Below are 16,378 nucleotides of genomic sequence, written 5' to 3' on the forward strand. Positions count from 1 at the left end.
GTGCCTATTGGTAAACCCTAGAGCGCCGCCTGCAAAGCTTTGCTCATTGCAGGGAGGTTTTTGACCACCATATGTCGGGAAAGCCCGTGGAATAGGTGGGCAGGTCTGCGGGACGGGTCAGCCGGCTCCAATACGCCAGACGCGCCGTGCTGCCATAATACATGGGCACCACATAGTGATGGGCCAACAGCACCCGATCGAGCGCCCGTGTGGATGCCACCAGATCATCCCGGCTTTTGGCAAAGATTACCATATCGATCAGTTTGTCGATAGCCGGATCGGCAATGCCTGCATAATTGCGAGACCCTTCCTTATTGACAGACGTTGATCCCCAGTACTGACGCTGCTCATTGCCGGGATTACGGGTCTGGGCCCAAACGGTCCAGGTCATGTCATAGTCAAAGCTGCGCAAGCGATTGATATATTGTGAGGAATCAACAGTGCGGATACTCGCCTCAATGCCAATTTTGCGCAAGCTATTGGCATAGGGAACCGCAACAACCTCCAAGGTTGGATTGGGCAGCAGGATCTCGAATTTGAGTGGCTCGCCCGTTGCAACATTGACCATTTTATTGCCGCGCAGGTCATACCCTGCCTGTTTCAGCAGACCCACCGCCTTGCGTAGATTATCGCGCTGCTTTTCGGGCGTTCCGCCAACCGGATTCTCAAACGGTTGAGTGAACACCTCCTTCGGCACCTCGTCTTTCAAACCTTCGAGAATTGCCAGTTCCTTGTCTTTGGGCAGGCCGGATGAGGCAAGCTCAGTGCCCCAGAAAAAGCTGTTGACCCGCTTGTAACTGTTGTAAAACACGGTCCGGTTCAGCTCTTCAAAATCAAAGGCGTAGGACAGCGCTTTGCGCACCCGCTCGTCCTTGAAGATTGGCCGCCGCATATTTGGCACCATGGCCTGCATGATGCCGGTGGTGCGGAATGGGTTTGGCAATTCCTCGCGAATGACATGGCCATCCTTGACGCCTGGAAAATCAAAGGCCGTGGCCCAATGGGCTGCCTTGGTTTCATACCAATAATCAATATTGCCCGCTCGAAAGGCTTCGAACTCAACATTGTCATCGTTGAAATAGGTGTAATTCACCGTTTTGAAGTTGTTATAGCCAATGTTCACATTGAGGTTTTTGCCCCAATAATCATCCCGCAATTCATAGCGTACCGATGCACCCGGCGAAAACGCAGCAATGCGATAAGGCCCGGACCCCATGATGGGTTCCAGCGTGGTTTTGGCAATGTCGCGGGGCTTTCCATCCGGTCCATTTGCTTCCCACCAATGCTTGGGCACAATGTCAATCTCGCCGACAATCGCGGGCAGTTCCTTGTTGCCTTTCTGGTCGAAAGTAAATGTCACCTCGCGCTCGCCGGTCTTTTCGGCTTTGAGCACATGGCTGTAATAACTAGTATACATGGGGTTCAGCTCTTTGAACTTCTCGAAGCTGAACACCACATCTTCCGGCGTCACGGGCTGGCCATCTGCCCATTTGGCATCAGGGCGGAGCCGGAATTTGGCGAACGAATAATCATCCGGATAGGCAACCGCTTCGGCAAGCAGGCCATAAGAGGTTCCATCCTCATCCATGGACGGCTTCAACAGTGTTTCCGTGACCAAAGACAGGCGGGGCACTAGGCCCGCCGCCAATTGCCCTTTACCAACCACCGGATTAAAGCTGTCATATGTGCCTTCGGCGGAAAGCTTCAGCTCCCCCGCTTTCGGCGCATTCACATTGACATAGTTGAAATGCGCAAAGCCCTGCGGGTATTTCGGGGCTTCAATAATGCCAATCGCGTGCCGCCATTGCAGTTCCTGCGCCGTCACAGGGCTGACAAAAACACTCAAGAGCAGCGCAAGAAACCCCGCACCAAGACGCATGACAGCCATAAATTACCCCCGCATTTCAACAGTGAACACCTGATTTGTCCGTTACTCTACGACAAATCGGGGCGAAAGACAGGCGGTTGTCACGGCAGCATGCTTTTCTCCTTGAACCTCAATCGGTCCAGGGAAAATTATGCCGCAAGCATTCAGGGTTATCGCGACGCTTTACGCGCCCTCTATGGCGCACGGCGCTGTAACACTTTAAAACTGCTGCATAATTTTCTCCTTAAATCGATTCCGATTTATGGAATTATGCAGTAGGTTTACGGGCAAGAGAATCACGCATGATTGCCAACCCGAGGTGACTTTTGGTGAAACATTCCGCATCTATCCGCGCGTCCATGATCGGCCTTGCCATCCTCATGGCGACGGCAAGCCTTGGCGAAGCGTTTGCTGATCAACCCGCCAAGCAAGCTTTCGGGGCCGTAACCCTGCCCACGGCCGGCCCGGCATCGCCTGAAGGGTTTTACGCCAAGGGCTGCATGAGCGGTGCTGTGGCCCTGCCCACCGATGGGCCGACATGGCAGGCCATGCGCCTGTCGCGCAATCGGCGCTGGGGCAATCCGCGCACCATTGCATTCCTTGAGCAACTCTCAAAAGATGCCACCAAAATCGGCTGGCCCGGCCTGCTGGTGGGCGATATTGCCCAACCGCGCGGAGGGCCAATGGCCAGCGGCCATGCATCGCACCAGATCGGCATGGATGCCGATATCTGGCTGACGCCCATGCCGTCCAAGCGCCTCACCGCGCAACAGCGCGAAGATCTGCCCTTTACCTCGATGATCATGAAGGACAAGTTCCTGACCATCAACCCGCAGACATGGACGCCAGCCCACGCCAAACTGCTGATGCTGGCGGCCAGCTATCCGCAGGTGCAGCGGATTTTCGTCAATCCGGCCATCAAAAAGAAGATGTGCGACACCTGGACCGGCGATCGTACCAATATGGGCAAGCTGCGCCCCATGTATGGCCATGATGCCCATTTCCATATCCGGCTGTTCTGCCCACCGGGGGCGAGTGATTGCAAGCCACAGGCCGCAACCGGCAAGGGTGATGGCTGCGACCAATCCCTGGCCTGGTGGTTTACCAAAGAACCATGGGAGCCAAAAAAGAAAGATCCCAATGCAAAACCGGCACCAAAGCCGCGCCCGGTGATGGTGTCTGATTTGCCAAAGGCATGTAGCGCCATTCTCAACGCACCTGCCGTTTCCTCAGAAAAACAGGCAACCTATGGCGGGCCAGGTGCCTATACCAATCCGGGGGCAGTGCCGGTGAAAGCCTCAGCCAGCGCACCGGACGATCCGAACCTTCCCTCAGAAGATGTAGGCTTACCGAAACCTTGAGAGCATGAGGGTTTTCATCGGCCTGAACCTTGATATAAGAGGAATCAAATCGATTGAAATTTTGGGAGGGGAGCCATGGTTGAGCGACGGAAAATTGCGCTGATTGCCCATGACAAGATGAAAGAGCAGATGGCGGATTTTGCCCGTCATCATCAGGATGCTCTTCAACCATGGCAGATTGTCGCCACCGGCACCACCGGCGGTCAGGTGCAAGACGCCTGTCCCAAGCTCAATATCACCCGCATGAAAAGCGGCCCGCTGGGCGGCGATCAGCAGATCGGGGCGATGATTGCGCAAGAAGAAGTGGCACTTTTGGTATTTTTTGTTGATCCCTTGACGCCCATGCCTCATGACGTTGATGTGAAGGCATTGATGCGGCTGGCGATCCTGTATGATACGCCCATGGCGCTGAACCGGGCGACAGCAGAAGTGCTGTTGCCAGCGATTGCCCGTTAACGATACATACGCCAGCGCGGCGAAAGATGGATTTGTCGATGCCTCATCCTGTTGAAAATGACCACCTCCCCTTTCCGGTTCTGGTTGGTGACATTGGTGGCACCAATGCCCGGTTCTGGATTTTGTCCGATGCGGATGCGAAGCCAAAAGAATTCACCAATATCCAAACAGCCGATTTTCCAACCATTGATCAGGCGCTTCAAGAGCGCGTTCTGGACCAAAGCGAAATCAAACCGCGCTCGGCCATTCTGGCGGTTGCGGGCCCCATCAAGGGCGATGAAATTCCGCTGACCAATTGCCCCTGGGTTATTCGCCCAAAGGCAATGATCTCCGATCTCGGCTTTGATGACGTGCTGGTTGTCAATGATTTCGAGGCGCAGGCGCTGGCCGCAGCAGCCTTGCCGCTTGATGACCATCTGGCCGTGGGTGAGATCACCGAAGCGACGGTGGGTTCGCGGGTTATTCTTGGACCCGGCACCGGTCTTGGTGTTGGCGGCCTGCTCTATACCCAGCACAAGTGGTTTCCGGTTCCCGGTGAAGGCGGCCATGTGGATCTTGGTCCGCGCAGCGCACGCGACTTTGAGATCTTTCCGCATATTGACAGGATTGAAGGTCGCATTTCCGGCGAACAAATCCTGTGTGGCCGTGGCATCATCCACCTCTACAATGCCATTTGTGCCGCCGACGGCATTGAGCCAAAGTGGACAGACCCCGCTGAGGTGACGACCCATGCGTTGAACGACAGCGATCCGGTGGCCGTGGAAACCATGGTGCTGTTTGTGACCTATCTGGGTCGCTTGGCGGGGGATATGGCGCTGGTGTTCATGGCGCGCGGCGGTGTGTTCTTGTCTGGCGGTATTTCGCAGAAAATTGCATCCTTGTTGAAAAATCCGGTTTTCCGGGCGGCGTTTGAAGATAAAGCGCCGCACACAGCCATGATGAAATCCATACCGACCTTTGTGGTCACGCATCCGCAAGCCGCGCTGTTCGGCCTTGCCGCTTACGCCCGCACACCCGAAAAATTTGGCGTTCGGCACGAAGGGCGGCGCTGGACACGCTGAAGAAAAACACGCATCCAGATGCTGTAAAAGACGTGGAGACAACGACAATGGCAAATGCGGTTGGCACAGGGCCGATGAAATTGGTGGTGGTGGGCGCAAGTGGCCGGATGGGGCAAGCCCTGATCCGCATTATCACTGAGACAGACGGGGCTGTGCTGCATGCCGCGGTTGAGCGGGCTGGCTCAAGCGCTCTTGGTAAAGATGCTGGTGAATTGGCAGGGCTTGGTCCGCTGGGTGTTGCCGTCACCGATGATGCGCTCGCAGCTTTTGTGCATGCGGATGGCGTGATTGATTTTACCCGGCCCGAAGCCTCTGTTGAATTTGCCGCACTGGCCGCTCAGGCCCGCATTGTGCATGTGATTGGCACCACCGGCTGCTCGGAGGCCGATCAGGTCAAGTTTGACGCCGCCGCGCGCCACGCACGTTTGGTCAAATCGGGCAATATGAGCCTCGGCGTCAATCTGCTGTCGGTTTTGGTGCAGCAGGCGGCAAAAGCACTGGATGCGGCTGGCTGGGATATTGAAGTGCTGGAAATGCATCACAAGCACAAGGTCGATGCACCATCTGGCACCGCTTTGTTGCTGGGTGAAGCCGCCGCTTCAGGCCGAGGCATTGATTTGAAAGACAAGGCTGTGAAAGTGCGCGACGGTTTTACTGGTCCCCGCGAGGCTGGCTCGATTGGCTTTGCCACCTTGCGCGGCGGCTCAGTGATCGGCGAGCACTCGGTGATGCTGGCTGGCGAAGGCGAGATTGTGACGCTGTCGCACAGCGCAGGTGATCGTTCTATATTTGCAAGGGGTGCTGTGAAGGCTGCCCTTTGGGCGCGGGATAAAAACCCCGGTCTCTATTCCATGCTCGATGTGCTCGGGCTGGCTCATACTAACTGATATCTGAGAGGATTTGTCGATGACTGGTACCCTCGTGCTCGTGCGCCACGGCCAGAGCGAATGGAATTTGAAAAACCTGTTCACCGGCTGGCGTGATCCAGACCTGACCGAACTGGGCGTGCAGGAAGCCAATGCTGGCGGCAAGGCACTGGCCGACTACGGCATTAAATTCGACATTGCTTTTACGTCCAACCTCAGCCGCGCCCAGAAAACCTGCGGCATTATTTTGGACAATGTGGGACAGGCTGGCTTAGAGACCATCCGCGACGAAGCCCTCAACGAGCGCGATTATGGTGATCTATCGGGCCTCAACAAGGATGACGCCCGCGCCAAATGGGGCGAAGAGCAGGTGCATATCTGGCGCCGGTCCTATGACGTCCCACCACCGGGCGGCGAAAGCCTGCGGGATACGGGCGCGCGCGTCTGGCCCTATTACATGATGGAAATCCTGCCACGCGTGCTGCTAGGCGAAACCGTGCTGGTGGCAGCCCATGGCAACTCGCTGCGCGCACTGGTGATGGTGCTGGACAAGCTGACCAAGGAACAGATTCTGGGCGTGAATTTGGCCACCGGCGTGCCGATGGTTTACAAGCTCAATGCCGATTCCACCGTGGCATCCAAGGAAGTGCTTGGCGATATGTCTGGCGCGCATTAGAGTTTGCCAGGGAAAAGTGGAACCCGGTTTTCCCGAAAAGACAAACGAAAACAAAAGAATATAGGGTCTGCCAGATTCAATCTGAACCTGACAGACCCTAAACGATTTAGAATTGCGCCGCTCATGCAATTCAATGGGCGGCACCGTTGAGAAGATCAGATTTTTTCAGCAATCAGCCTGATGCCAAACCCGGCCAGCACTGTTCCAATCGCGCGTTCTATCCACTGAGCAAATCGATCATAGACGGCTTTGGCTTGCCTGCGAGACAACAGAGCGGTCACCAGACTGTACCAGATGATCTCAATCAAAAATCCACCCACAAGAATTGCCAGTTTTGCTAAAAGACCCGTCTCGGGCGGCACTGCAACGGCATAAAGGCCAATAAAGAAGGCAATCCCCTTCGGGTTGGAGAGATTAACAATCATCCCCACGCGCAAACCGCGCAAAACACTGCCCTTTTCGACAGGCGGCACGCCTTGTTTCGCCGTATCAGGCTTGCCAGAGAGCCACGCCATCAGGCCGAGATAGACAAGATAACAGCCGCCAGCAATCTGCATAAGGCTTGCCAACCACCCGACCTTTGCCAAAAACAGCGCCAAACCCGCCATGGTTAGAACCGCATAAAAGGTTGCGGCAATAGCAAATCCAAATGTTGCACCCACGGCGGTTGATCGTGCCCCGGACATTGCCAATCTGGATATTAAAGCGAAGTTCGGACCGGGACTGATCACCACAGCAGCATACAGGCCAAGCGCCGTCAGAACCGTTACAACATCTGAATTCATGTCGATTGTCGCCTCTCATTCTGATCTCAGGAAACAAGAACTCAACTTATATGAGCATCTTGAGACTGCACAACAGAGAAACGAATGCCCAGGGCAGTTTCTGACCTCCAATGCGACAAGACGCCGTTTGCCCGCCCCTATCGCTGGCTTAAGCGCATCTGGCCGTTTTCGACCTTGTAGCTACCCAGCTTTTTCAAAAACGTCATACCGATCAACGTGCTTGATAGCGCCGTGTCTTTCAGCACCATGGCCTGCACATCATCAACACGCACACCGCCAACCTCGATGCGATCCAGCATCACCACAGCGGCAGGCGTCTCGCCATTGGCAGTGTTGACCTTGTATTTAAAATTGAGATCGTTGCCGCTCATGCCCAAGCGGCGCGCCGTGGTTTCATTGATCGCCACGGATGAAGCGCCTGTGTCAATCATCGCTTCCACGGCTTTGCCATTGATGCGGAAAGTGGTGATGAAATGCCCCCGTTGATCGGCGCGCAAAAGCGCCTGCCCATAGCTTGACGCTTGCTCTGGTGGGGCTGATTGAGACTCTGTGTTTAAACTGGCAACCACCGGAGGTGCTTCAATATGGCTTTGCAGATAGGCCGGAAGCTGGGTTGCCACCACCACGATCAGCCCCGCAAAGATCAGAACCCGCATGAGCATAAAACTGCCTCCCCAAATTTAGAGACTGTCGGGTTCAGATTGAACCAGATAGTCTCTAAACTTCTTTGTTTGAGTTTGTCTGATCAGTAAAACCGGTTACCACTTTTCCCTGACAAACGCTGTCGCATAGAGAAAACGCACCTGCGACTTTCACTTCGGTTAACAGCATTGCGCAAAAACAAACCCCGGCGCAAAAGCACCGGGGTTGCAAGTCTTTCTGGTTAACGCAAAGCTTACTTGGTGCCATACATGCGGTCGCCCGCATCGCCCAGACCAGGCACGATATAGCCGTGCTCGTTCAAATGGCTATCAATGGCTGCCGTGTAAACATGCACATCAGGGTGCGCTTCGCGGAAATTCTTGATGCCTTCTGGCGCTGCCAGCAGGCAGACAAAGCGCAGATTGATCGCGCCGCGCTCTTTCAGCTTGTCCACGGCGGCAATCGAGGAATTGCCGGTGGCCAGCATCGGGTCCACCACAATCACCAGCCGCTCGGACAGGCTTTCCGGGGCCTTGAAGTAATATTCCACCGCTTGCAGGGTTTCATGGTCGCGATAGACGCCGACATGCGACACGCGGGCCGAAGGCACCAGATCCAGCATGCCTTCCAACAGGCCGTTGCCAGCGCGCAGGATGGACGCAAACACCAGCTTCTTGCCTTCCAGCACCGGTGTTTCCATCTCCACCATCGGCGTTTCGATGGTTTCCATGGTCAGTTCCAGATCACGGGTCACTTCATAGCATAGCAGCGTGGAAATTTCCCGCAGCAAGCGCCGAAAGCCAGCAGTCGAGGTTTCCTTGCGCCGCATGAAAGACAGCTTGTGCTGCACGAGGGGGTGATTGATGACTGTAACGCCGTCCATGGAGAGAACCTTCTTATGTTTATTGCTCTGATCTTGGGATCCATTCTGTTCCAAGAATAACCCGTCAGAGCAAGAGTGTGCCGCTTATTTTACCAAATCATCCCCAGATGCATCCTGACGTGTTGGCTCATCAAGGCGCAAAAGCAGCCGAGATCGCGTGGCCTCATCCACAAAAGCGGCTTCAATGGCAGTGCGCGTCATGGCGTTAATCTCGGACCTATCAAAGCCCATGTTGGCGACGATCTCATAATCTTGCGCCAAAGATGTATGGAAAAACGGCGGATCATCGGAATTGATGCAGACCCGCACACCCGCATCCGTCAATTGCCGAAGCGGATGGCTATCGTGATCGGGAAAGACCTGTAGGGCAATATTGGAGGCCGGGCAAACTTCCAACACCGTGCCGAGATCGGCGAGCCGCTTGACCAGATCCGCATCTTCAATGGATCGCACCCCATGGCCTATGCGGCTTGGTGCAACATGGTCGAGCGCATCCGTCACGCTGAACGCGCCACACAATTCACCGGCGTGGATGGTGATGCCATAGCCTGCCCCTTTGGCGATTTGAAATGCTGGCGCATAATCCACCACCCGGTTCATGCGTTCTTCGCCGGCCATATTGAAGCCTGTTACCAGCGGATGGCTGTAGTTTGCCAGCCATTTGGCGCGGCGCAGAACATTGTCTGGTCCCAGATGGCGCTCGCCGATAATCACCATGCGGCATTCTATGCCGGTTTTTTCTTTTGCGCGCGCAATGCCTTCGGCCAGGCCCTCAATATAGGCTTCAGCCGAGAGGCCCACCGCTTCACCATGGTCTGGCGATACAAATAGCTCGCTATAGATCGTATTTACACCGGCCAGTTCGCACAGATAGGCCTCAGCCAGATCGGCATAGTCTTCCTGGGTGCGAAACACGGATGCGACAAAATCATAGCAGGCTATAAAGCTGGTGAAATCCGTCCAGACATAGGCTCCATTGCGCACAAAGGAACGGGAATCAATGCCATATTTCTCGGCTTGTGCCAGTGTCAGCGCGGGCGGTGCCGCACCTTCAACGTGGCAATGCAATTCGGCTTTCAGCAAATTTTGTGTCATAGAAAACTCCTCCCGTGCGCACCAGGCGCAATACCAAGATGGGCGGCAATGCTTTCGCCAATATCGGCAAAACTGGGGCGCAGACCAATCGAGCGGCTGCGAATGCCGGGGCCAAAGGCCATGATCGGCACCCGCTCACGGGTGTGGTCGGTGCCACGCCATGTGGGGTCGCAGCCGTGATCTGCGGTGAGGATGACCAGATCGCCGGGCACAAGTTTGCGATAGACGGCGGGCAACCACAGATCAAAGGCCTCAAGTGCTGCCGCATAGCCCGGCACATCGCGGCGGTGGCCATAGAGCATATCGAAATCCACGAAATTGGTGAACACGAGGTCGCCGTCCTCGGCCTCATCCATCACGGTCAAGGTGGCCGCCATCAGCGCTTCATTGCCGCTGGCCTTGATTTCGCGCTTGGTGCCTTGGTGGGCAAAAATATCGCCGATCTTGCCAATGGCGTGCACGGTGCGGTCTGCCTGGGTAAGGCGATCCAACAACGTTGGCTCGGGCGGCAACACGGAATAGTCCTTCCGGTTGCCGGTACGCTCAAACGTCGCTGGCGTTTCGCCAACAAACGGTCGCGCAATCACCCGGCCGATATTATAAGGCATCAGCAATTCACGCACGATCTCGCAGAGTTTCAGCAACCGATCGAGGCCGAAATACCGCTCATGGGCGGCGATCTGAAACACCGAGTCGGAGGATGTGTAGCAGATCGGCTTGGCGCTGCGGCAATGTTCCTGTCCCAAACGAGCGATAATATCTGTGCCGGAGGCGTGGCAATTGCCCAAAATGCCGGGCAGATTGGCCTTTTGGCAAATCTGCTCCACCAATTCGGGCGGAAAGGCATCTCCGTCGGTGGGGAAATAACCCCAATCAAACATCACCGGTGTGCCAGCAATCTCCCAATGGCCAGAGGGCGTGTCCTTGCCCTTTGACACTTCCGAGGCGGCCCCATAGATGCCAAAGGTGCGGTCGGGCAGAGGCATGCCGAGCGGAAGCGAGCCACTGGCCATTTGGGCAATGTGCATCAGCCCCAGCGCGGACATATTGGGAAGCTGCAATGGCCCTTCGCGCAAACCTTGGCGGTCTGCGGCACCGGCTGCACAAAACTCGGCAATATGGCCAAGCGTATCGGCACCCTCATCATGATAGCGTGCAGCATCGGGTGCCCCGCCAACACCGAAGGAGTCGAGAACAAAAAGAAATGCCCGTGCCATACTTCACCAAATGCCGTTTATTGTTCCTGATCCATAGCGATTTGCCCACGGTGTTGCAAATCTCTACGCTTCAGCCGTTTAGCAATCGGAGCAGCTCACCGTTTCACTCGTGCGCTGGCGATAATAAAAATCGCGGCTGATGGTGATGATGCTGAGCGATGCATTCAGCCCCGGCACGTAGGTGATCAATTTATAAGGAATTGAAAACTCGACATGCACAAAGGAGGAGGAAGCCGCTGCCATGCCCGATGGCATGGTTGCTGCGCTCCCGACACTGTACGGCTTGCTGCCATCTTGCGCCCATGACCACGCAACCTTGGCATTGAGGCTCTGATCCACCTGAATGCCGGTGATTTTCATTGCAAAACCCGTGGTTGGTTTTGGTGCGAAAATGGCAGCAGCCACATCGGGCATTGTCGCCAGGAATGCCTTGTTGAAGTTGCCATCCTTGCTTGCCACAATATCGGCAATGGCACCGGCGCTGGAGGTGGCGCGTGAGGCGACGTTGAGCCCAAGCGTCAGCTCGAACGCGCCGAGATAGAGCAGCAATAGCACGGGCACGATCAGCGCAAATTCCACCGCGCCGACGCCTGAGGTGTCCTTCGAAAAATGCTGAAGGCGATGGATCAGAAGCTGGATGTTGTTACGCCAGAGCATCATCAATAATTCTCGCTCTGGAAAGCCGTGGTTTCCACAATCAGATAATCCGAATTGCTGGTTTCACCGGGCTTTCGAATGGTGGCAACATAGGAGCGGACCAAATCTGTGGTGACCGGCCAATAGTAATAAGCGCGGAGCATGTTAATGGTGCCCGGGCCGCCAGGCGCATATGCAAAGCCCGTCGTATCCAGACTGCCGTTCGCAGTCGTGACAACTTTGGGGATTGCGGCAAAGGTGGAAAAGCTGCGCACATCCAGATACAGCCGATTGGGCGTTGCGATTTCAGAGGCGTCACATTTCAATAGAAATGAAATCTCATTGCAAAACAGCTGGCGAAATTCAGCACTCGTCTTATTGGTCGATTTTTCAAGATTATAGGTAATATTGCCGGTGCGAAGATTGCGCCCCAACGTGTCGACGGCTGACGTCACCACTTGCTCGGCAACAAAGGCAATGAAGGTCTCCAGAATGGCGAAGACAATGAGAAAATAAGGAATAGCCAGGATGGCAAACTCAATCGCCGCCGAGCCGTCTGCTGAGCGCCTAAATCGCCTGAGCAACCTCAGCCATGTGTAACGGCGTGGTCTGGACCGGCTGTCACTGGCCCGCTTGATGAACGTCATGTCTCAGCGCCGATTGTTTAACGTGACCATAGATTATGAGGTCAAGTCTTTAAGTTTCGTTTCCAAATTGTCTCGGTTTGCACAGAATGATCGCAAACCCTGTTTTGGGTGATATTTAAAAAATAGCTATTCCTGCCCCATAAAGACCGGATCGAGACAATCAATTGGTCGCACCGACAGCGCCGGTTGTGGCGGCATTATTGAACTTTGAATGCTCTTCACAATTGGGATCGCACGACAGAACTGTGCGCTCTGTTTGCTTGAAAACCCGCACCGTATTGCTCTCGTCAATCGACACTAGAATACGCTCATCCAGCACGGCATTGCCGTCGCGATCCAGTAAGACAATGTTGGTGGTGCCAAAACTGCGCCCGGTCAACACAATGGTTTTGGCATCGGCAACCGTTGCATCGGCCACCTTGTCATTGCCGATGATGACTTTGCTGATCGGCCGATCAAGTTTCAAGATCCGGGCCTGATTCATATAAACCCGCAGCAGGTTGCTGTCAGCCCGGGCAAAGCTTGCCGCTGCCATGCTTGCAACAAGTGCAAGCGCAAATCCCAAGCGAAACGGCAGAACCGGTCTCATATAAGAACAATCTCTTTTTCTGAATTGCCCCATAGTGTGCAGCAAAATGGTAAACAGAATATTAAATACACGCTCCACGTTGAGACATGCAGCAAGACGATATCCAACAGAGCTTCAACAACAGCATAAAATTCGTTGAAAAAATGCAGGCTCTTGCGCCCTGAAATCAGAACAAACGCAGAATATTTCGCAATACTGACATGATTATAAATAGTATTGAAAGTTCATTTACCAAAAGCGCCAAGAGCATGGATTAAAACTCTGTTAACTCGAATTCTTAAGTCAATCGCAATGGCCTTGCCTGTAATTTCTCTCCAGCCGATCAGCGGAAACAGTTGACGGAGCTGATCACCCTCTTGGAGCAGGAAAACAATATGTCAAAGATTTTTGCACGTTTCATAAAAGACGAATCCGGCGCAACCGCCATCGAATACGGCCTGATTGCAGCCCTGATTGCTGTGGCCATCATCGCTGGTGCAACAACGCTGGGCAATAGCTTGAACGCAGCATTCTCTGGAATTTCTACAAAGCTTAACGCCGCTGTGGCAAAGACAGCACCTTGATGTAAAGTTGATCGCCTATCGCTACAAAAGCCGCCCTTGATAGGGCGGTTTTTCTTTTTGTTTACCAAACCTCTTGTTTACATTTCAGCCCTATCCTCCACCCCTTACCAAACGGGGTTTTCCGCCATGATGGCTGCAATAGTCGTGCTTATCTTTCCACTCTGCCTAGCAGCAGCCGCTTTCACTGATCTGTTTGAGATGAAAATCCCCAATATGATCCCACTTGTCATGTTGGCAGGCTTTTTTGCTTTGGCCGCTGTGGTGGGATTGCCTCTGCGCGAAGTTAGTCTTCATCTTCTGTCTGGTTTTATTGTATTGTTGGCCTGCTTTACCTTTTTCGCCTTCAATGTCATGGGCGGAGGGGATGCAAAACTGCTGAGTGCTGCCGCCGTGTGGTTTGGCTTTAATCTCAGCCTTTTGGTGTTTTTGCTGCAGGTGACAATTCTGGGCGGGGTGCTCACCCTTCTCATCTTGCTGATTCGCAGCCAGTCTTCGCATATTTTGGCGCTGCGCTTGCCCGTGCCGAGATCTTTGCTGATGGAGAAAAAGATTCCTTACGGCATTGCCATCGCCATTGGCGGCTTTTGCAGTGTCCTTCAATCGCCACTGGTTTTACTGGCAATCAGCGCGAAGAAATAAATCATTAACCAAATGCATAAGGCATTTGTTAACTCTAATTACACCAATTCCTGATCTTCTAAAGGCCAAGACATTGCGCTTGCACCTGAGGAAAGACCATGAAACCCGCCCGTATCTTCATTCTTGTTGTCGCCCTTGTTGCGGCAGGGCTTGCTGGTTTGCTGGCCATGAGCATGAGTGGGCCAAAGCAGGTTGTTGTTCAGCAGGCTGAGAAAACGGTCATCAAAGATCCCAGCATCAATATTCTGGTTGCCTCGACCAGCATGCCGGTGGGTGCGCGCCTGTCCGATAAGGTGATGCGCTGGATGGCCTGGCCGAAGAATGATCTGGTAACCGGTTTCATCACCCAGGACAGTCGCCCGGATGCGATGAAGGATCTGAACGGCAGCATCGTGCGTCTGCCAATTTTTGAAGGTGAGCCGATCCGCATTGAAAAAGTAGCCGACGCGTCGGGCAGCACGCTGTCTGCGCTGCTTCCCGCTGGCAAGCGTGCCGTTGCCACAGAAATCTCGGTGGCAACCGGGGCTGGCGGCTTTATCCTGCCCAATGATCGCGTCGATGTCATCATGGTACGCAAGTTAAAGCAAGGCGGCGACAACGATGTTCACGTCAGTTCGCTCTTGCTCAGCAATGTGCGTGTGCTGGCGATTGACCAACAGATTGAAGAAAAGGAAGGCGGCCGCCGCTCGGTCATCGGTACCACCGCAACCCTCGAACTCACGCCTGAGCAGTCAATTTCGCTTGCCGCAGGCCAGCAAGCCGCCGAGCGATTGTCGCTGACCCTGCGTTCGGTTTCTGATGCACAAGAGCCCGATACGTTGAACACCGGCGACCAAGTGCAGGTTATCAAGTCAGGCTCCGTCGTGACCAGTGCGGGGGGCACGCAATAATGAACAGGATCACTCCGATGAGCGCTATCCGCCCTCGCCTGCTTCGCGCCCTCACACTGACAGGCGTCGCACTTGCTTTCACGGTGTCAGGCATTCCCGGCGAGCGCGCAAGCCTGTGGCACGACGGTGCAAAAGCCCATGCCGAACAGCAATCGCTGGTGCGCATCACCCAATCTGGCCCCGGCGCGCACCGCACGCTGAAGCTTGGCCTCAACAAGGCGATTGTGGTGGACCTGCCAGAAGATGCGCAGGACATTCTGGTGGCCGACCCAACCTTGGCTGATGCCGTGACCCGTACGTCGCGGCGCATCTACCTGTTTGGCAAAACCGTTGGGCAAACCAATATTTTCATCTTCGGTGCCAACGGGCGCGAAATTGTCAGCCTTGATCTGCAAATCGAGCGCGATATCGATGGGCTGGAAGCCAATCTTCGCCGCTTCATTCCCGATTCCAACATCAAGGTCGAGATCATCTCCGACAATGTCGTGCTGACCGGCACCGTGCGCACGCCGCAGGATTCGACCCGTGCCGTTGCCCTCGCCCAGGCCTTTGTCAAGGGCGGTGAAGCCACCACCCGAAATCAAACAGCCACCAGCAACAGCAGTGGCGATGGTGCCGTGGCGATTTATGCCGAAGGCCGCCAGCAATCTCAAATCGTCAATATGCTGACGATCGAGGGCGATGATCAGGTGACGTTGAAAATCACGGTTGCCGAAGTGCGCCGCGAAATCCTCAAGCAATTGGGCTTCAACACCACACTGCAAAACACCATTTCGGGCAACACACCCGTGACAGCCTCCAACCCGGCCGATTCCAGCGCAATCACTGCGGCCATTTCGACAGCCTTGGGCAAATATTCGTTGGCATCCGTGATCAACGCCATGGAAGAAGCCAAGGTCATCAAGACATTGGCCGAGCCAACCCTGACCGCCACCTCTGGCCAGAGCGCCACATTCAGCTCAGGCGGCGAGTTGATCCGCACCATCAATCAGGCCAATGGATCGACCACCACCCAGACCTATGATTACGGCATCAAGCTGAACTTTACCCCTGTGGTTTTGTCGGCCGGTCGCATCAGCCTCAAGATCGAAACCGAAGTGTCCGAACCCATGACCACGGGCAGCACAACCGAGTTTCGCAAGCGGCAGGCCACAACATCCGTGGAACTGCCCTCGGGCGGCTCTATCACGCTGGCGGGTCTGATCAATGACGACATCAGCCAGCAAAGCAAGGGCGTTCCCGGGGCCCGCAGCGTGCCGATCCTTGGTGCATTGTTTCGCAACAAGCAATTTGACCGCAAGGAAACCGAGCTGGTGATTATCGCCACGCCGTACCTCACGCGCCCGGTTGCCCGCAATCAATTGCAGCGCCCCGACGACAATTTCAATCCGGCGGGCGACGGAGCCATGTATTTTCTCAACCGTGTCAACAAGGTCTATGGCCGCAAAGACACCAACACCACCGGTGCTTACCACGGCACGGTCGGCTTTATTTACAAGTGAGGC

At 54.8% G+C, this 16,378-nt stretch carries 18 protein-coding genes; 9 read left to right on the top strand and 9 right to left on the bottom strand.

Annotated elements, in window-relative coordinates:
* Positions 1–43: 43 nt before the first annotated feature.
* Positions 44–1,888 (bottom strand): extracellular solute-binding protein, encoded by a 1,845-nt coding sequence (locus BJF95_RS09365; RefSeq protein ID WP_075639176.1) that lies wholly within the window; start codon positions 1,886–1,888, stop codon positions 44–46.
* A 359-nt stretch (positions 1,889–2,247) separates the two neighbouring features.
* Between BJF95_RS09365 and mepA the strand changes: the two genes are divergently transcribed.
* From mepA to BJF95_RS09390, 5 genes are all read left to right on the top strand, one after another.
* A complete protein-coding gene (gene mepA / locus BJF95_RS09370) occupies positions 2,248–3,228 on the top strand; it encodes a penicillin-insensitive murein endopeptidase (RefSeq protein ID WP_245297287.1) in 981 nt (326 codons plus the stop codon).
* Positions 3,229–3,303: 75 nt separating this feature from the next.
* On the top strand, positions 3,304–3,684 hold the full coding sequence (locus tag BJF95_RS09375; protein ID WP_075639178.1) for a methylglyoxal synthase: 381 nt from the start codon (positions 3,304–3,306) through the stop codon (positions 3,682–3,684).
* Positions 3,685–3,722: 38 nt separating this feature from the next.
* Positions 3,723–4,745, top strand: a complete 1,023-nt coding sequence (locus tag BJF95_RS09380) for a glucokinase (RefSeq protein WP_075639367.1) — start codon at positions 3,723–3,725, stop codon at positions 4,743–4,745.
* A gap of 74 nt (positions 4,746–4,819) precedes the next feature.
* Entirely contained in the window at positions 4,820–5,632 is an 813-nt protein-coding gene (gene dapB / locus BJF95_RS09385) for a 4-hydroxy-tetrahydrodipicolinate reductase (RefSeq protein WP_075639368.1), read from the top strand.
* A 19-nt stretch (positions 5,633–5,651) separates the two neighbouring features.
* On the top strand, positions 5,652–6,287 hold the full coding sequence (locus tag BJF95_RS09390; RefSeq protein ID WP_075639179.1) for a 2,3-bisphosphoglycerate-dependent phosphoglycerate mutase: 636 nt from the start codon (positions 5,652–5,654) through the stop codon (positions 6,285–6,287).
* A gap of 155 nt (positions 6,288–6,442) precedes the next feature.
* Here the strand turns inward: BJF95_RS09390 and BJF95_RS09395 are convergent, their stop codons facing one another.
* The 8 genes from BJF95_RS09395 to BJF95_RS09430 all read right to left on the bottom strand — a co-directional run bounded on the left by BJF95_RS09395 (position 6,443) and on the right by BJF95_RS09430 (position 12,727).
* Positions 6,443–7,072, bottom strand: a complete 630-nt coding sequence (locus tag BJF95_RS09395) for a LysE family translocator (protein ID WP_075639180.1) — start codon at positions 7,070–7,072, stop codon at positions 6,443–6,445.
* A 137-nt stretch (positions 7,073–7,209) separates the two neighbouring features.
* Positions 7,210–7,734: a TIGR02281 family clan AA aspartic protease gene (locus BJF95_RS09400; protein ID WP_075639181.1), complete on the bottom strand. Its 525-nt coding sequence runs from the start codon at positions 7,732–7,734 to the stop codon at positions 7,210–7,212.
* A gap of 233 nt (positions 7,735–7,967) precedes the next feature.
* A complete protein-coding gene (gene upp / locus BJF95_RS09405; protein ID WP_075639182.1) occupies positions 7,968–8,597 on the bottom strand; it encodes a uracil phosphoribosyltransferase in 630 nt (209 codons plus the stop codon).
* A gap of 84 nt (positions 8,598–8,681) precedes the next feature.
* Positions 8,682–9,692 carry an adenosine deaminase gene (locus BJF95_RS09410; RefSeq protein WP_075639183.1) on the bottom strand — a complete coding sequence of 337 codons (1,011 nt, stop codon included), beginning with the start codon at positions 9,690–9,692 and terminating at the stop codon, positions 8,682–8,684.
* Positions 9,689–10,909, bottom strand: coding sequence for a phosphopentomutase (locus BJF95_RS09415; protein ID WP_075639184.1), 1,221 nt, complete (start codon positions 10,907–10,909; stop codon positions 9,689–9,691). The genes BJF95_RS09410 and BJF95_RS09415 overlap by 4 nt, the downstream gene beginning before the upstream one ends.
* A 78-nt stretch (positions 10,910–10,987) precedes the next feature.
* Entirely contained in the window at positions 10,988–11,569 is a 582-nt protein-coding gene (locus BJF95_RS09420; protein ID WP_245297277.1) for a TadE/TadG family type IV pilus assembly protein, read from the bottom strand.
* Positions 11,569–12,192, bottom strand: coding sequence for a TadE/TadG family type IV pilus assembly protein (locus BJF95_RS09425; protein WP_075639185.1), 624 nt, complete (start codon positions 12,190–12,192; stop codon positions 11,569–11,571). Before BJF95_RS09425 ends, BJF95_RS09420 begins: the two co-directional genes overlap by 1 nt.
* Positions 12,193–12,352: 160 nt before the next feature.
* Complete coding sequence (locus BJF95_RS09430) at positions 12,353–12,727, bottom strand: pilus assembly protein N-terminal domain-containing protein (protein ID WP_245297288.1); 375 nt, start codon at positions 12,725–12,727, stop codon at positions 12,353–12,355.
* A gap of 428 nt (positions 12,728–13,155) precedes the next feature.
* Between BJF95_RS09430 and BJF95_RS09435 the strand changes: the two genes are divergently transcribed.
* The 4 genes from BJF95_RS09435 to BJF95_RS09450 all read left to right on the top strand — a co-directional run bounded on the left by BJF95_RS09435 (position 13,156) and on the right by BJF95_RS09450 (position 16,375).
* Positions 13,156–13,344, top strand: coding sequence for a Flp family type IVb pilin (locus tag BJF95_RS09435; protein ID WP_075639370.1), 189 nt, complete (start codon positions 13,156–13,158; stop codon positions 13,342–13,344).
* Between the two features lie 126 nt (positions 13,345–13,470).
* The gene (locus BJF95_RS09440) at positions 13,471–13,983 is read left to right on the top strand and encodes an A24 family peptidase (protein WP_075639187.1); all 513 of its coding nucleotides are present in this window, start codon (positions 13,471–13,473) and stop codon (positions 13,981–13,983) included.
* Between the two features lie 98 nt (positions 13,984–14,081).
* Complete coding sequence (gene cpaB, locus BJF95_RS09445; protein WP_075639188.1) at positions 14,082–14,873, top strand: Flp pilus assembly protein CpaB; 792 nt, start codon at positions 14,082–14,084, stop codon at positions 14,871–14,873.
* Positions 14,874–14,890: 17 nt separating this feature from the next.
* Positions 14,891–16,375 carry a type II and III secretion system protein family protein gene (locus BJF95_RS09450; RefSeq protein ID WP_075639189.1) on the top strand — a complete coding sequence of 495 codons (1,485 nt, stop codon included), beginning with the start codon at positions 14,891–14,893 and terminating at the stop codon, positions 16,373–16,375.
* Positions 16,376–16,378: the final 3 nt, after the last annotated feature.

This window comes from Rhizobium oryziradicis (assembly GCF_001939045.1).
Classification (GTDB): Bacteria; Pseudomonadota; Alphaproteobacteria; order Rhizobiales; family Rhizobiaceae; genus Allorhizobium; species Allorhizobium oryziradicis.

Coding starts and splice junctions, on each gene's coding strand:
- upp (WP_075639182.1), bottom strand. CDS start 8,597: ATGGACGGCGTTACAGTCATCAATCACCCCCTCGTGCAGCACAAGCTG.
- BJF95_RS09410 (WP_075639183.1), bottom strand. CDS start 9,692: ATGACACAAAATTTGCTGAAAGCCGAATTGCATTGCCACGTTGAAGGT.
- BJF95_RS09425 (WP_075639185.1), bottom strand. CDS start 12,192: ATGACGTTCATCAAGCGGGCCAGTGACAGCCGGTCCAGACCACGCCGT.
- BJF95_RS09430 (WP_245297288.1), bottom strand. CDS start 12,727: ATGGCAGCGGCAAGCTTTGCCCGGGCTGACAGCAACCTGCTGCGGGTT.
- BJF95_RS09450 (WP_075639189.1), top strand. CDS start 14,891: ATGAGCGCTATCCGCCCTCGCCTGCTTCGCGCCCTCACACTGACAGGC.
- BJF95_RS09415 (WP_075639184.1), bottom strand. CDS start 10,909: ATGGCACGGGCATTTCTTTTTGTTCTCGACTCCTTCGGTGTTGGCGGG.
- dapB (WP_075639368.1), top strand. CDS start 4,820: ATGAAATTGGTGGTGGTGGGCGCAAGTGGCCGGATGGGGCAAGCCCTG.
- BJF95_RS09420 (WP_245297277.1), bottom strand. CDS start 11,569: ATGATGCTCTGGCGTAACAACATCCAGCTTCTGATCCATCGCCTTCAG.
- BJF95_RS09375 (WP_075639178.1), top strand. CDS start 3,304: ATGGTTGAGCGACGGAAAATTGCGCTGATTGCCCATGACAAGATGAAA.
- BJF95_RS09435 (WP_075639370.1), top strand. CDS start 13,156: ATGTCAAAGATTTTTGCACGTTTCATAAAAGACGAATCCGGCGCAACC.
- mepA (WP_245297287.1), top strand. CDS start 2,248: ATGGCGACGGCAAGCCTTGGCGAAGCGTTTGCTGATCAACCCGCCAAG.
- BJF95_RS09440 (WP_075639187.1), top strand. CDS start 13,471: ATGATGGCTGCAATAGTCGTGCTTATCTTTCCACTCTGCCTAGCAGCA.
- BJF95_RS09395 (WP_075639180.1), bottom strand. CDS start 7,072: ATGAATTCAGATGTTGTAACGGTTCTGACGGCGCTTGGCCTGTATGCT.
- cpaB (WP_075639188.1), top strand. CDS start 14,082: ATGAAACCCGCCCGTATCTTCATTCTTGTTGTCGCCCTTGTTGCGGCA.
- BJF95_RS09400 (WP_075639181.1), bottom strand. CDS start 7,734: ATGCTCATGCGGGTTCTGATCTTTGCGGGGCTGATCGTGGTGGTGGCA.
- BJF95_RS09365 (WP_075639176.1), bottom strand. CDS start 1,888: ATGGCTGTCATGCGTCTTGGTGCGGGGTTTCTTGCGCTGCTCTTGAGT.
- BJF95_RS09380 (WP_075639367.1), top strand. CDS start 3,723: ATGCCTCATCCTGTTGAAAATGACCACCTCCCCTTTCCGGTTCTGGTT.
- BJF95_RS09390 (WP_075639179.1), top strand. CDS start 5,652: ATGACTGGTACCCTCGTGCTCGTGCGCCACGGCCAGAGCGAATGGAAT.